Raw genomic sequence first — 14,358 nt, 5'->3', positions numbered from 1 at the left:
ATGGAAAATATGCTTAATGTTTACCTGTTCGGCAAAAAGTATGAGGTGCCCGCAGGTCTTACTATAATGACTGCTATGGAATATGCGGGCTATGAGCTCGTGAGAGGCTGCGGCTGCCGCAACGGATTCTGCGGCGCCTGCGCTACCATTTACAGGATTAAGGGCGAGTCGGGGCTGCATGGCTGCCTCGCCTGTCAGACTGAGGTGCAGGAGGGGATGTACGTCGCTACGCTGCCTTTCTTCCCGCTCGAAAAGAAAGTCTACAACATCGAGGAGATAAAGCCCGACCAGCAGATAATGATGCAGCTCTATCCCGAGATATACAGCTGTATCGGCTGCAATGCCTGCACTAAGGCCTGCACGCAGGAGCTCAACGTTATGCAGTACATCGCCTACGCTCAGCGCGGCGAGTACGAGAAGTGCGCCGAGGAGAGCTTCGACTGCGTTATGTGCGGTGTGTGCTCGTCACGCTGTCCCGCAGGTATCTCACACCCGCAGGTAGCTATGCTCGCAAGACGTCTCAACGGCAAGTACATCGCTCCCGAATGTCAGCACCTCAATGACCGCGTGAATGAGGTCAACGAGGGTATCTTCAACGACAAGATGGCTGAGCTCATGTCCAAGGCTGTCACAAACGTTGACGAGCTCAAGGATATGTACAACCACCGCGATATCGAGAAGTAAGGAGGGCGCACAATGTATAAGATAGATAAGCTCAACGAGCTCGCGAAGATAGTTGCGGAGAAGAGAGCCGCTAACGCCGAGCTCGAGCCCAGACGTATGACTGCCGAGGAAAAGGACGAGCTGCTCGCTCATTTCCACCCCGACTACAAGCAGGAGGAGTTCACTGTGCTCTCTGCGGGCGTCAACAAGGGCGATAAGGTGCCTACTCAGCTCGCTGAGCTCTTGCAGGGAAAGAGCCGTATCAGCGCGGCTGACGTTGACCTCACTTCTCCCGACTATGACACCGATGTGCTCATCATCGGCGGCGGCGGAGCAGGCGCTTCTGCTGCCATAGAGGCTGATGAGGCGGGCGTGAAGGCTATGATAGTCACTAAGCTCCGTATCGGCGACGCCAACACCATGATGGCTGAGGGCGGTATTCAGGCTGCCGATAAGCCCAACGATTCACCCGCTATCCATTTCCTCGACGCTTTCGGAGGCGGCCATTTCGCCGCTAAGCCCGAGCTCGTTGCAAAGCTCGTTACCAAGGCTCCCGAGGCTATCCAGTGGCTCAATAAGCTCGGTGTGGAGTTCGACAAGGAAGCCGACGGCACTATGGTAACCACACACGGCGGCGGTACGTCACGCAAGCGTATGCACGCGGCTAAGGACTACTCGGGCGCCGAGATAATGCGTACTCTCCGCGATGAGGTCCTCAACCGCGGTATTCCCGTCATCGACTTCACGGCGGCTGTGGAGATAATCCTCGACGAAAACGGCAGAGCGGCAGGTGCTGTCCTCATGAATATGGAGACTAAGGAGCTCCTCGTGGCACGCGCAAAGACTGTCATAATCGCAACGGGCGGTGCGGGACGTCTGCACTATCAGGGATTCCCGACTTCCAACCACTACGGCGCTACGGCTGACGGCCTTGTGCTCGGATACAGGGTCGGTGCGAGCCTCCTCTACGCCGATACCCTCCAGTATCACCCGACGGGTACGGGCTATCCCGAGCAGATCTTCGGCGCGCTCGTTACCGAGAAGGTTCGCTCGCTCGGAGCTAAGCTCGTCAACATCGACGGCGATGTGTTCATGCACCCGCTCGAGACACGTGACGTTACTGCGGCTTCCATTATCCGTGAGTGTACCGAGCGCGGCAAGGGCGTCGAGACCAATCTCGGCAAGGCTGTATGGCTCGATACCCCGATGATAGAGTACAAGAACGGTGAGGGTACCATCGAGAAGCGTATCCCCGCTATGATGCGTATGTTCGGCAAGTACGGCATAGATATTCGCAAGGAGCCTATCCTCGTTTACCCGACTCTCCACTACCAGAACGGCGGTCTCAACATATCCGAGGACTGCGGTACGGACGTTGAGAACCTCTTCGCGGCAGGGGAGGTCGCGGGCGGTATCCACGGCAGGAACCGCCTTATGGGCAACTCGCTCCTCGATGTTATCGTGTTCGGCCGAAATGCGGGCGTGTGTGCGGCTGCTAAGGCTAAGGGCACGGATACTCCCGCGAAGCTCACGCTCGAGCACATCGAACGCTTCAACAAGGAGCTCGAGGCTGCAGGCGCTGCAAGCGGTACCGCTTCGCCGATGCTGCTCCCGCATTACGCAAGAAAATCAAAGTGAATATGACGGACGGGACACCATGCGTGTCCCGTTGCTGTGAATAAATATGAAAGAAAGTGTAAATATCTATGGAATTGTTTGACGGTTTACTGACCGTGAAGAGCGTCGGTTTCCTGATGTTTTCCGTGCTGCTCATCGCTGCGCTCGGATACATCCTCGGACGTATCACGATCAAGGGCATTTCTCTCGGCACTGCCGGCGTTTTCATCGTCGCTCTCGTGTACGGTATGATCTTCCACGACCAGCTCACTACTCAGCTCGTCGTCAGCCAGAAGGACGCAGCAGGCACTGTCATCGCTGATGTCTCTTTCGTCGATTCGGCACTCAAGATAGTCGATAACCTCGGTCTGATACTCTTCGTTTCTGCGGTCGGATTCATCGCGGGTCCGAATTTCTTCGCCAACTTCAAGAAGAATTTCAAGTCCTATGTTCTCCTCGCTATAATCATCATTCTCAGCGGCGGACTCGCCTGTGCGGGATGCATCATGATAGGCAGAAACTTCACCGACCTCGATACGGGAGAATTCACCGCGCTTATGTCGGGACTCCTCTCCGGTGCGCTCACAAGCACTCCCGGATTCTCAGCTGCTAAGGACGCGGCAGGTGCTGACCTCGAGCCTGTTGTAAGCGTTGGCTACGGAATAGCGTATATTTTCGGCGTTCTCGGAGTCGTACTTTTTGTTCAGCTCATCCCGAAAATGGTTGGTGCTGATATGGCTAAGGAGCGTGAGCTCCTCGTCGGCAAGGAGAAGAAATCCAAGCAGATGAAGTCTGACAAGAAGCTCATCCACATGGACGATTTCGGTATCATGCCTTTCGCTCTTGCAGCTGTTCTCGGTATCATAATCGGCTCTGTCAAGTTCAAGAATTTCTCGCTCTCAACAACAGGCGGCTGTCTGCTGGTAGCACTCCTCTTCGGTCACTTCGGACGCATCGGTAGCATCAGCATCATGCCTAAGGATTCGACCCTCAAGGTTTTCCGCGAGCTCGGACTTATGTTCTTCCTCATCGGTGCAGGAGTTTCGGGCGGAGCTAAGTTCGCTGAATATTTCCAGCCGATATACTTCCTCTATGGAATGATAATGACGATAGTACCGATGATAATCGGTTTCCTGTTCGCGAAGTATGTGCTCAAGCTCAATCTGCTCAATAATCTCGGCTCTATAACGGGCGGTATGACTTCTACGCCCGCGCTCGGTACTCTCATTACTACCGCAGGCACCGAGGACGTTGCTTCCGCTTATGCTGCGACTTATCCCGTTGCGCTGATATCCGTCGTGCTCGTCGAGCAGTTCATTATCATGCTGTTCAAGTAAATGAAAAAAGCTCTCCGCTTTGGAGTGCTTCCCTTAGCGGAATTTGTGGGCTACCGAGCCGTAAATTTACGGTACATATTCGGTATCCTGCGAAACCGCCAAAGGGGGCTCCCCTTGGAGAGCTTTTTTTGCACAAGGTCTGTGCCTTTACGGACTGTGCAAAATTGTTTTTTCATTGCTATGACATCATACCGATGATGCTTCAGGGACTGCAAATTACCCTTACTTCTTCATAAGTCCCTTGCCTGCGTTCACTTACCTGACAACGCTGTTACGCTGCCTTTCCCTTTTTGTCTTATTCTTTGCTCTTTGCTATAGCAGCGGCGACAGAAGCATCAGTGCGGTTGTGTATTTCGATATATATTGACAAGAGTTCGGACTTTTGATATTATTAGTATAAAGGCAACACCGCTCGTGCTGATCGGAATTGGCTGATGCCTTTATTACTAAATTTTAAAGCAATACTTCCTGCCATTCAGATGCGGAGCGTGCCTCCCGATGCCGAGCAGGAAATGGAGAAAATGACATTATGGAAGAATACGGATCAAGTAACAATCACTCAAATAAAAAAGATAATAAGCAGTATTATCACAGTTTTGCAAAACAGCTTTCCGACTGGTACTGCAATGGCGCTATACCTGAGCTTGCCAGTCAGGATACTCGCTTCACGCTGGAACTGCAAAAACAGAAGCTGCGGTCTCTTGGGCTGGATATGCAGATTCAGATCGGGAAACCGAAAGAGAGCAGTCACGAGATCGGGGCGCTTTCCTACGGCGACAGCGTCTTTGTGAATTCCATCATCGGCGGAAGCAAGCATCTCACCACAAATATCCGCAATTCCCAAAAGGAGATATACAGCAGTGACTCTGATGGCGGTCTGACCGTTGTAATGCAGAATCCAAAAAAGGGCGGCGTTCCTTCTCCCGATACTGCAATGTGCTGTCCGAACTGCGGCGCATCGTCTACTCTTGGTAAGCTCGAATCAGGATGCGAATTCTGTAATACGAAATTCCTCATGGATGAACTCTATCCGAAGGTTATGCATTTCTTCATCCAGGAAGACGGCAAAAAGCTCTTCGATACGAGGAAGATCGTAAAATATGTACTGATCTGTATCTGTCTCTTTTCGATAATAATCGTCGTGTCGACGCTGTTCAAAGCCTTCACAGGAGCATTGGCGGGTGCCGAGCTTTTGATGAACGCCGCATCCGCTATATTTGCAAGCGTGATACTCGGTGTGATGTTTGGCGTCGGTGCGTGGTTCATCGTCAACAGTTTCGCTTCGGTAAAACTGATGGGTAAGAATGCGCGCGGCGGCAGTAAAACTGTAAAGTCCCTGATATTCTGCAATAAGATGCGTACGCTTGACCCCGCTTTTTCAACAGAATACTTCCGTGACAAGTCCATGTCTCTCCTGAAATTCATGCTCTTCAGCCCGAATCCGCAGGAATTGACCATTTGCCAGTGCGATAGTCCGATCCCCGATAAACTTCGTGAGATCGTGGATATTACCTACTTTAATTCAGGCGTGGACAAATACAGCATCAGAGACGGTGTTTGCGATGTTTCGCTCACGTTTTATACCGACAGCCTCCACTACCGCAGCGGAAAAGTCCTCCGCGAGTCCGACAAGATACGCCTGAGCCTGCGGAAAGTTATCAAAAAGCCAACCGATCTCGGCTTTTCTGTCATGGCTGTGACCTGCCCGTCATGCGGCGCAAGCTTCGATGCGGCTAAGGTCAAAGACTGCCCGTTCTGCGGCAGCGACTATCCCCTTGAGGAAAACGAATGGGTCGTGACAGATATCTCTGTTTGAGTAGCTTGGTATCATTGATATTACAAGAGGAAAAAGTCTGACGGTATCGTGTGAACAACATCACACGATATGAGCAGACTCTGTTTGCTGTTCACATCAAGACAATACCGCACAATGATCGTGCTGAAGGGAATATGATAATGAAAAAAACAGTCACACTTCTTTTGATCCTTGCAATGACTTTATCCATGACTGCCTGCGCAGGCAAGCAGGAAAGCTCTTCGCAGACTGAAAACAGTCTCGGTTCAGAAACGACCGAAAGCAGCTCTGCCATACCGATACAGACGCAGACATCATCGCCCGCAAAGCTCACTAATAAAATGACGGAAAACGAGCTGGAATGGGTCAGCAAGCGTGAACTCACCCTGCTGGACAAATTTGAAAAGCCCAATACTGATCCGAACGCTGAGCACAATGTGAGCATTGAGTTTGTAAAAGGTGACACGGAGACTACACGTAAATATCTGGATGAAAACCGTGATATGTTTACCGATGAAGAATATGACCATGAACTGCGGAAGCTCCAAAAGAGAGCAGAAAAAGGCGACGATGACCTTTTGCCGTCAACTATTATTGTAGACGGGTTTGTCCTGCCGTATTTTATACCCGCTGAAGATGATTTTTATGACGGCGGTTCGTACTGGTTCATTACTTCTCAGCCTGATGAAAACGGCGAGACTGAACTTGTTAAAGAGTCATTCAAGTCTTTTGAGGAATACCTTGAATATGTCCGTGACAGAGACACTGAATGGGGTTATTCAAAAGAACTCGTCGATACAGAGATAATGTATTTGCAGATAGCTTATGATGCACTGAAAAGCGGCGATTATGAGACACTTCCCGAAGGAACTGCTGATCACAGAGATGATCATATGAATCTTTGGTTCGCTTTCAATGACCACAGAGACGACTGGGAATTCGACCGTGATGCCGTTGAAGCAATAAAGGATTCCGTTGACGAGATAAGCATTTACGACGAAGAAATGGGCAAGGAATTCACTGTACACGTAACGCTTCCGCCCGATTACGACAAGGACAGGACCTATCCCGTTTTCTTCCTGACAGACGGTATTTGGCGCTTCGGTAATTGTCCCGAGCTGAGAAAATGCATGGAGAACGGCGAGGCTGCACCTGTGATACTTGTCAGCCTTTATTACAGCTACGATGTCACCGACCCCGACCAGGAAATGCGCTATGAGGATCTCGTGATCAACCGTGAACTGCTCCTGAATTTTATCACTGACAACCTTATGCCGTATCTGTGCGAGAATTATAATATCGACTGCGGTAATTCAACGCTGTACGGTCATTCGGACGGCGGTGTGTTCACCCACCATGCACTGTTCAATTCGGACAAATACGAGAATCAGCCCTTCGGTCACTACATCATCGGCAGTCCTGCGTTATGGGGACTGAAGCATTATAATGAATATGAAGGCATCAGCAATGACATTTATATGAACGATTACGGTTATTTCGACAGGAACGATACTCTGGACAAGACCGTATTCCTCTGTGCAGGTTCGCTCGAGGATCCCGATTATGCCGAGAATTACCGTGAGGGGGATGATACTACTCTGGAAGGCGTCGCAAAGCTGAAAGAGCGTCTGGAGGCACATAACGCAGAACTGACCTACAAGCTGTATGAATCCCATCACTATCAGTATATCCCCGAGATGCTGATCGAATTTCTGAAAGAAACTTATCCGTGTTGAGCTATGATACGTATTCTGATCTGCTCTGCTTTATGAAGTGAACGCTGAACAGCTCTCGACGCGCTTTTTGTGAACTGTCCATAGTGCCGTATTGATCTTTGAAAAATGCCCCAATGAGGATAGATAGACCGCGCCTCAGCTTTCATATCAAGCTCTGCTTTGTATATTAAAAGGGCGATATAACGTCTGTCTATGCTAATAGATATACTCTATTGACATATCCCGCGTCAGATGTTATAATTGTGATGTTTTGATATTTCTGACAGGAGGACTACTATGGAAAAAACAGTTAAGAAAAAAGGCAGAATACGCAGGGTGATACTCGCTCTATTGCTCATCATCGTACTTCTCGTCGGTGCGATCGCCGTCTTTACTGCGGTGAATGCATCGAAAAATATGAAGGTGATGAACAGCACTCTCGATGCGGGTATGGAGACTCTCTCGGGAGCCACAGAGGTCACTCCTGTCGATGCCGGCGAATACAGCGAGATAAAAATGTACGGTATTATGAAATTCGACGTTTCACAGTACGACATAAAGGACCTCGGCAATCTCTCTGTGATGAAGGTGAATATGGGAATGATGCAGATGGTATCCTATATCATCACTCCGTATGAGAAGGATATGCCGATGCTCTCAATGGACTTTATGTACATCTACGGCAAACGCAAGGCTTACGCGGAATTCTATGACCTTACAGAGGATTCCTCCGCTCCGCAGTACGTTCAGGTAATGGACAAGATCCGCGGATTCGAGGACAGATATTCAGACCTCGAAAACATCTCGACCGAGCCTGCGTGGTATGATGACCTCCTCACGGTGGCGCTCCACAAGGCAGGCAGGGGAGAGGACGATGAAAAGATAAAGGAGATGTTCTCGGACGCGATAAGCACATATATGACATCGGCTTCCGAACTTGACACTCTCTCCGATGAGGCAGCTTCAAAAAAGCACGATATTATTCAGGGTTACTGTGATGAACTCGTCGAGAAAGGCGGAGTTTCCACAGATGTGTTCAAGAAGAATCTCGGCGAGGAGAAAACAAAGGACTTCTTCGACAAGGTCCTCTTCGGGACTGAGCGCTACAAATAACCGATAATCAGAGGAGCTTAGTGCTCCTCTTTTTTTGAGTCAGACCTCTTTATGTGTTCAGAAACTGCACATCGCTCCCGAGCACCGTCGGATCGACGGGAAAGTGTGCTTTTGAGAACTGCTCCGCAATGAAAAGATCACTCTCCTCAATGAGAAGTGCTTCATATCCGATCCTACCGAGACTAAGACGGTCAGATACGGATGATTACTCTTGTAAATATCTCGTTTGTGATGATGCCTCCGTTACAGTTTATACTGCATGAAATTATTGTTGTGCGTAAATCCGAATGCCGTGTACAGTTTCACTCCCATATCCGATGCCGTGATCTGAACTGTCCCGCAGCCGTAGTTCCTTGCTTCATCTACCACTCGCTTCAGAAGCTCGCTTGCAATGCCTTTGCGCCGATATTCCTTGTCCGTGAACATACTTGACAGCAGTCCTATCCTGCCGCTTGGACAGCCGAAATACGGCGGCTTTTCTACGAATGACATTCCGCTTGTGCCGATGATCTTATCGCCGTCAAGTGCGAGCCAAGCTACAAAAGTGCCGTCAGCCATGTGCCGTGTGTAATAGTCTTTCAGTGCAGGATAGAGGTCGGTATCCTCCTTTGCTCCTTCCTCCCGCAGCTGGTTTATCCTCATTTTTATAAAAGTGTCAAGCTCTTTTTCTGTCAGTTTTCTGTATTCTGTTTTCATAAAAACCTCCACTCTCCTTAATACTATACACATTATACCATAGCAAACTCGGCTTTTCAAGAAATTCATCTACTATTTCATTAAAAGCATAAATGCAGCTTAATATGGGAGGCTCACATTAGCGCACCAAATAATCTGGTACTATAAAAACCTGACATCACTCAAATAAAATAGAGCGTGAGATGATACCTCACGCTCTATTTTCATATTCTCATAATGCATTCAGCACCTCATGAATATCCCCATTGATGCAAATGCTCTGACCTCTGATCTCGTCCGGTGCATACGCTTCGCCGTAATTCACGCAGGTATAGACCGCCTTCGGGTTTGCATAGGTCATCTTCCAGAACGGATACTTTATGATGACAGGCGTGTTCATGCCTACGCCAAGCTCTAAGAACAGGATATGCAGTCCCTCATGGCGGCGCAGGAATTCATCATAACGCTCCGCCGCTTTGTGCCAGCCATCGTCCTCAACAAAGGTGTCATCTGCTCGGAGGTTCATGCTCATAGGCTTTCCGCAGACAGGACACTTCGGCACAAGCTCTGACGGAACACGCATATTTTTTTGCTGCTCAAACATCGGTAAAGGCGGAATTTATCCGTATCATTGTTTGGTATCTCAATTCCGTCAACATCGTTTCTTTCTGACAGCAGATAGTTTAGCAAATAATCAAGTTTCTTCATACGATCATCTCCTTATGACTGCACCCACAGGACAGACCTCCGCACAGTTTCCGCAATGCAGACAGTTTTCCTGACGGATAACAGCTTTTTCTTTCAGTTCGATACAGCTCTGCGGACAGTCGCTCAGACATGAACCGCACCCGATGCAATCATCGGTCACGAAATATCCGCTTTCCTTGCTTTCTGCACCGCCGAATGTGAAGCTGTTACGCTCGATAGGCTTTTTCGACAGGTCGAACCACTCTCCGCTGCACTCATATAGTTGAAAAACGGTGAGTGCCTTGCGGCTTTCTTCGGTGGGATAAATTTCACACATATAGGGATTCTTATCAAACAGCAGAGGGAGCATTTCTGCACCGATCTCCCTGACCTTGCCACGGACAGAAACAGCAGTGCAGCTCATGGTATCCTCTCCCTTTTTTCCCGAAAGTGCAAGATAGCCCTTGTCCTTTAACCGCTGATAGAAATTCTTTCCCTTTGCGGTGAGAAAGTACAGTCCGTTCTCGTCTGCATACATCATGTCGATCACACAGGTCACGGGCAGACCATCACCGTCCACTGTTGCCACAACGGTGGAGTGTATCTCTTCAACGATAAAATTCAGATAATCATGTGCTGTCATATGTCCTCCTATGGAAAGAGTGTGCCGATCATTTCAGCACACTCTCTTTTTATTCTCCGTCTATTATCTTGCGTGTATCAGCAACAACTTGCGCAAGTGTAGTGCTTTTCAGCTCGTTTTCCAAAGCCGACTGCGCCGCTTCAAGCCTGCCGTCCATAGCCTTGTGGATATTGCGACCCACGGGACATTCCGCATTGGGATTTTCATGGAAGTGGAACAGTCCCTCGTCATCTACGCAGTCAACAGCCTTGTAAATATCGTACAGCGTTATTTCGTCAAGTGCTTTTGCAAGGTGTGCGCCGCCGCTGCCCTGACGAGTTTCAACTATCCCTGCATTGCGAAGCTGTCCGAGGACATTGCGGACTATCACCGCATTTACCCCCGTACTGCCCGACAGGAAGTCGCTGGTCACTCTCATCTGACCGCCAAAAATGTCGATGCAGGTGAGAATATGCACTGCCACGGTGAATTTACTTGTGATCTGCATAGATGTTCATCTCTTTCTTACTCTCTTACCACGCTGATACGCTGACCGATGTGATCGCCTTTTTCGATCTCGTCAACCATAGCAATAGCATAATCTGCATAGCTGATAATGCTTTCGCCCTTAGAGTTGAGCGTCAGCTCCTCGCCTGCGAGAATGTACTTGCCGCTGCGCTCGCCGTCAGCCTGAAAATCTCCTGCGGGGCTGATGTAAGTCCACTTTACGTCATTTCTCTGACGGAGTTCACCAAGCGCCTTTGCCATGGCAGAAGCCAGCGGCTTGAAAACTTCGGGAAAATCAGCACCGTCAGAAACGCAGGCGGTATGCTCAGCGTTCACATACAGGCTTCCTGCGCCGCCGACAACGAGAAGTCTTGTGTCAGTTCCTGAAAGAACATCGCACAGGTGAGCAAGTGAAGTGGAGTGCTGAGGAAGCGTGTCGGGGGTCCATGCTCCGAATGCATCCACAACTGCGTCAAAGTCTGCAAGGTCTGCTGCGGTCAGGTTGAACAGGTCTTTCACGATCACGTTCTGAGCAGCGGACTTGTTCTCTCCCTTGACAACTGCTGTAACGTCAAATCCTCTGTTTACTGCCTCTTTCACGATAAGCTGACCTGCCTTGCCGTTTGCACAAACTACTGCGATTTTCATAATAAGTACCTCCTGATTATAACATGATTCTGGTGAATTGTAAAGTTGTAAACATTACTGTTTCAACTTTCTGACATTAGTATATCACAAGAACTGCAAGTTGTCAACAATATTATTACAACTTTGGAGGATTGCATAAAAACCAAAGGTTGTTATGCGCTTAATATACAAAACTCTTTGCATTGTTTCAAGCAGAAGTCATCTGTTCACTTTTCAATGCTGATCTTCACACTTGATTTGAACCGGAACTCCATATAGTCGGAATGGAAGCGATAAATTTATTACTTACTTCAGCAATGTTTTTCATCTGCTATTCGAGCGCAGAACTCTCTTGAAGCAGAATCACGAAATCTTTTTTCAAAAACCAAACAGAAATGCTGCTTTGGATGGAAATGCTGATAAATAGAATGATTTCTGCTTTATAGGTGGTACTGTATCGCCGAGAATGGTCTTTCCATAAGAGCCTATTATACTTCATCTTACACATTAGATTTTATTTCATCCTAATTGCACAATTATTGATAAAACTTATTGACAAGATGGGCTCATTGTTATATAATATTGCTATAGAATTATAAAAAAGAGGTGTACATACATTGTTTGCTGCACACATTTCTTCAAATAAGACAAGAGAACAATCAGTAATGGAACATTGCAGAAATACATCAGAAATTTGTGCGCTGTACTGCAAACATTTCAATGCTGAAAACCTCGGAAAGCTTGCAGGTCTGTTGCATGATGCAGGCAAACTGTGCTCCGATTTTGACAGATATATCAGGGGCGATTCCGCTTTTTCGCGCGGTGAAATCGACCATAGTTACGCGGGGGCAAGATTTATCACAGAAACTGCCGATAAAGAATTTATTGGAACTGCCAGACTTATAGCAAGGGTAATAATCTCTCATCACGGTCTACATGACTGGATCGGCGAAAACTGTAGAGATTACTTCAAGGAACGTATTACAAATGACAAAAACTATGATGAGATAAAAAGCAATATTGAACAGGTCATATCAAAAGACGAGCTACATGAGTTGCTGATTAATGCTGACGGTGAATATAAAGCTCTGAGGCTAAAGATAAAAGGTATAGCTCAAAAACAAGAAGAAGCCGCTTTCTATATGGGAATGCTTGAACGTATGATAGAATCAGCTCTGATAGACGCTGACAGAACTGATACCGCTTCTTTTATGAGCAATACAGATATACGTGAAGAATCAGCGGATAGGGAACTTTGGCAGACGATTCGCTGCAATATGGAGCAAAAGCTGAGCGGATTTGCAGACAGGACTGACCCCATTTCTGTTCAAAGGCAGAGCATATCCGAGCGGTGCAGAGACTTTGCGGTCAACGACGTGCGGATATGCAGGCTAATTGTTCCCACAGGAGGCGGTAAAACACTGTCTTCACTGCGCTTTGCCATTGAATACTGCATTAAACACGGAATGAAACGGATTATGTATGCTGCTCCGTTTATGTCGATACTCGAACAAAACAGCGCTGAGATACGTGGTATTGTCGGTGATGATAATTTCATTGAGCACCATTCAAACGCTCTTGCCGAAAAATCAGACGATAATGAGGAGCTTCTCGATTATGAGCTACATACAGAGCGCTGGGACAAGCCTGTTATCGCAGCGACTATGGTACAACTGCTGAACTCGATGTTTCTCGGCAAAACATCTTCTGTACGGCGTTTCCATCGACTTGCCAAATCAGTGATGATCATTGATGAGGTTCAGTCGCTTCCGCTGAGGTGTTTGAATATGTTTGACCTTGCCGTGAATTTTCTGTCACATATCTGCGGAGCTGCTGTAGTTCTTTGTACGGCAACTCAGCCGATAACCGACGATGTTCGCCACCCGATGATAATTGATGAAAACGACAGTATGACGGGTGACTACAGCATGGATTTTAAGGTTTTCAGGCGAACTGATATAATTCCACATATTGACCCTTACGGTTATTCTTATGAGGAAGCCGCCGATTTTTGCTGTCAAAGATTTGAGGCATCAGGAAACCTTCTGGTAATCGTAAATACAAAAGCTGCTGCCCTGAATCTGTATAGTCTCATAAAAGATAAGTGCGAAGATAAAACTGAAGTCATACATCTCAGCACGAATATGTGTCCTCAGCACAGGCGCGAGAGCATAGACTTGATCCGTTCTCTCCTCGCTGAGGGAAAGCCTGTGATATGCGTGACTACACAGCTTATTGAAGCAGGCGTTGATATTTCGTTCAGATGTGTGGTACGTTCTCTTGCAGGACTGGACAATGCTGTGCAGGCAGCAGGACGCTGCAACAGACACGGTGAAAATGCCGATACCTGTTCCGTATACCTTATCAAGCTGAAGGAAGAAAAGCTTGGCAGTCTGCGTGAGATATCAGTCGCTCAGGACATAACTCAGCTAATGGCTGAAAGCGGCAAATATGACGATATTTCTTCACCCGACTGCTATCCGCCGTTTATGTGGAAGTGATGATATGCTGATACTTGTGACATATGATGTGAATACTCAGGATAAGGAAGGCAGGAAGCGCCTCAGACGAGTTGCCAAGCAATGTATGAACTATGGAGTGAGAGTTCAGAATTCCGTGTTTGAGTGCGTTGTGGACGCCGCACAGCTCAGACTTCTCAGAAAGCAGCTGGAGGATGAGATAGATGAGCACAAGGACAGCCTGAGAATATATAATCTCGGGAACCGAACAAAGTCGAATGTTGAGCATATAGGTACGAAATCTGCAATCGACGTTGAAGGCGAACTGATATTTTAGTGCGAACAGCAAGTGAACAAAAAATCACCGTTGCATTCGCACCTGAATTCCCGTCCTTATTCAAAGATCAAGAGGCTTTTTTGGCAGCTTTTGAGCCTTAAAATCAAACTGCCTTGTCAAAACTGTATGAATCGCGGCAAGCCTGCTGTTTGTCATTGTACAGTTTTGCTGTCTCCCTCCTCGCGGAGGGAGTGGATTGAAATT

12 protein-coding genes and 1 pseudogene are annotated in these 14,358 nt (G+C 48.0%); 8 read left to right on the top strand and 5 right to left on the bottom strand.

Going from position 1 to position 14,358, the window contains the following annotated elements:
- The 6 genes from BMX22_RS13085 to BMX22_RS13060 all read left to right on the top strand — a co-directional run bounded on the left by BMX22_RS13085 (window position 1) and on the right by BMX22_RS13060 (window position 8,240).
- On the top strand, window positions 1-684 hold the full coding sequence (locus tag BMX22_RS13085; RefSeq protein ID WP_074742870.1) for a 2Fe-2S iron-sulfur cluster-binding protein: 684 nt from the start codon (window positions 1-3) through the stop codon (window positions 682-684).
- Window positions 685-696: 12 nt separating this feature from the next.
- Window positions 697-2,301 (top strand): FAD-dependent oxidoreductase, encoded by a 1,605-nt coding sequence (locus BMX22_RS13080; RefSeq protein WP_074742869.1) that lies wholly within the window; start codon window positions 697-699, stop codon window positions 2,299-2,301.
- 68 nt (window positions 2,302-2,369) lie between these two features.
- Window positions 2,370-3,617 (top strand): permease, encoded by a 1,248-nt coding sequence (locus BMX22_RS13075; RefSeq protein ID WP_074742868.1) that lies wholly within the window; start codon window positions 2,370-2,372, stop codon window positions 3,615-3,617.
- A 529-nt stretch (window positions 3,618-4,146) separates the two neighbouring features.
- Complete coding sequence (locus BMX22_RS13070; protein WP_074742867.1) at window positions 4,147-5,433, top strand: hypothetical protein; 1,287 nt, start codon at window positions 4,147-4,149, stop codon at window positions 5,431-5,433.
- A 140-nt stretch (window positions 5,434-5,573) separates the two neighbouring features.
- Entirely contained in the window at window positions 5,574-7,148 is a 1,575-nt protein-coding gene (locus BMX22_RS13065; protein ID WP_177173033.1) for an alpha/beta hydrolase, read from the top strand.
- Between the two features lie 276 nt (window positions 7,149-7,424).
- Window positions 7,425-8,240, top strand: a complete 816-nt coding sequence (locus tag BMX22_RS13060) for a hypothetical protein (protein ID WP_074742865.1) — start codon at window positions 7,425-7,427, stop codon at window positions 8,238-8,240.
- Window positions 8,241-8,483: 243 nt separating this feature from the next.
- Here the strand turns inward: BMX22_RS13060 and BMX22_RS13055 are convergent, their stop codons facing one another.
- The 5 genes and pseudogenes from BMX22_RS13055 to BMX22_RS13030 form a co-directional block, all read right to left on the bottom strand.
- A complete protein-coding gene (locus BMX22_RS13055; RefSeq protein WP_074742864.1) occupies window positions 8,484-8,936 on the bottom strand; it encodes a GNAT family N-acetyltransferase in 453 nt (150 codons plus the stop codon).
- Between the two features lie 211 nt (window positions 8,937-9,147).
- A pseudogene (locus tag BMX22_RS13050) lies at window positions 9,148-9,519 on the bottom strand (Sir2 silent information regulator family NAD-dependent deacetylase); the annotation flags it as partial.
- Window positions 9,520-9,627: 108 nt separating this feature from the next.
- Complete coding sequence (locus BMX22_RS13040; protein WP_074742862.1) at window positions 9,628-10,245, bottom strand: 4Fe-4S binding protein; 618 nt, start codon at window positions 10,243-10,245, stop codon at window positions 9,628-9,630.
- A 49-nt stretch (window positions 10,246-10,294) separates the two neighbouring features.
- Complete coding sequence (locus tag BMX22_RS13035; protein WP_074742861.1) at window positions 10,295-10,732, bottom strand: Rrf2 family transcriptional regulator; 438 nt, start codon at window positions 10,730-10,732, stop codon at window positions 10,295-10,297.
- A 17-nt stretch (window positions 10,733-10,749) separates the two neighbouring features.
- A complete protein-coding gene (locus tag BMX22_RS13030) occupies window positions 10,750-11,379 on the bottom strand; it encodes an NAD(P)-dependent oxidoreductase (protein ID WP_074742860.1) in 630 nt (209 codons plus the stop codon).
- A gap of 644 nt (window positions 11,380-12,023) precedes the next feature.
- On the opposite strand from BMX22_RS13030, the gene cas3 reads away from it, so the two are divergent.
- Both cas3 and cas2 read left to right on the top strand, forming a co-directional pair.
- On the top strand, window positions 12,024-13,859 hold the full coding sequence (gene cas3 / locus BMX22_RS13025; RefSeq protein WP_318259749.1) for a CRISPR-associated helicase Cas3': 1,836 nt from the start codon (window positions 12,024-12,026) through the stop codon (window positions 13,857-13,859).
- Window positions 13,860-13,863: 4 nt separating this feature from the next.
- A complete protein-coding gene (gene cas2, locus BMX22_RS13020; protein ID WP_074742859.1) occupies window positions 13,864-14,154 on the top strand; it encodes a CRISPR-associated endonuclease Cas2 in 291 nt (96 codons plus the stop codon).
- Window positions 14,155-14,358: the final 204 nt, after the last annotated feature.

The organism is Ruminococcus sp. YRD2003, assembly GCA_900109435.1.
GTDB classification, from domain to species: domain Bacteria; phylum Bacillota; class Clostridia; order Oscillospirales; family Ruminococcaceae; genus Ruminococcus; species Ruminococcus flavefaciens_G.
The sequence above is the reverse complement of the archived record's forward strand: the minus strand, read 5'-3'. Positions and strand labels throughout refer to the sequence as shown.

Bases quoted from the DNA above. Each gene is read 5' to 3' on its own strand.
- BMX22_RS13070 (WP_074742867.1), top strand. From the start codon at position 4,147: ATGGAAGAATACGGATCAAGTAACAATCACTCAAATAAAAAAGATAAT.
- cas3 (WP_318259749.1), top strand. From the start codon at position 12,024: ATGGAACATTGCAGAAATACATCAGAAATTTGTGCGCTGTACTGCAAA.
- BMX22_RS13030 (WP_074742860.1), bottom strand. From the start codon at position 11,379: ATGAAAATCGCAGTAGTTTGTGCAAACGGCAAGGCAGGTCAGCTTATC.
- BMX22_RS13085 (WP_074742870.1), top strand. From the start codon at position 1: ATGGAAAATATGCTTAATGTTTACCTGTTCGGCAAAAAGTATGAGGTG.
- cas2 (WP_074742859.1), top strand. From the start codon at position 13,864: ATGCTGATACTTGTGACATATGATGTGAATACTCAGGATAAGGAAGGC.
- BMX22_RS13080 (WP_074742869.1), top strand. From the start codon at position 697: ATGTATAAGATAGATAAGCTCAACGAGCTCGCGAAGATAGTTGCGGAG.
- BMX22_RS13040 (WP_074742862.1), bottom strand. From the start codon at position 10,245: ATGACAGCACATGATTATCTGAATTTTATCGTTGAAGAGATACACTCC.
- BMX22_RS13060 (WP_074742865.1), top strand. From the start codon at position 7,425: ATGGAAAAAACAGTTAAGAAAAAAGGCAGAATACGCAGGGTGATACTC.
- BMX22_RS13055 (WP_074742864.1), bottom strand. From the start codon at position 8,936: ATGAAAACAGAATACAGAAAACTGACAGAAAAAGAGCTTGACACTTTT.
- BMX22_RS13075 (WP_074742868.1), top strand. From the start codon at position 2,370: ATGGAATTGTTTGACGGTTTACTGACCGTGAAGAGCGTCGGTTTCCTG.
- BMX22_RS13065 (WP_177173033.1), top strand. From the start codon at position 5,574: ATGAAAAAAACAGTCACACTTCTTTTGATCCTTGCAATGACTTTATCC.
- BMX22_RS13035 (WP_074742861.1), bottom strand. From the start codon at position 10,732: ATGCAGATCACAAGTAAATTCACCGTGGCAGTGCATATTCTCACCTGC.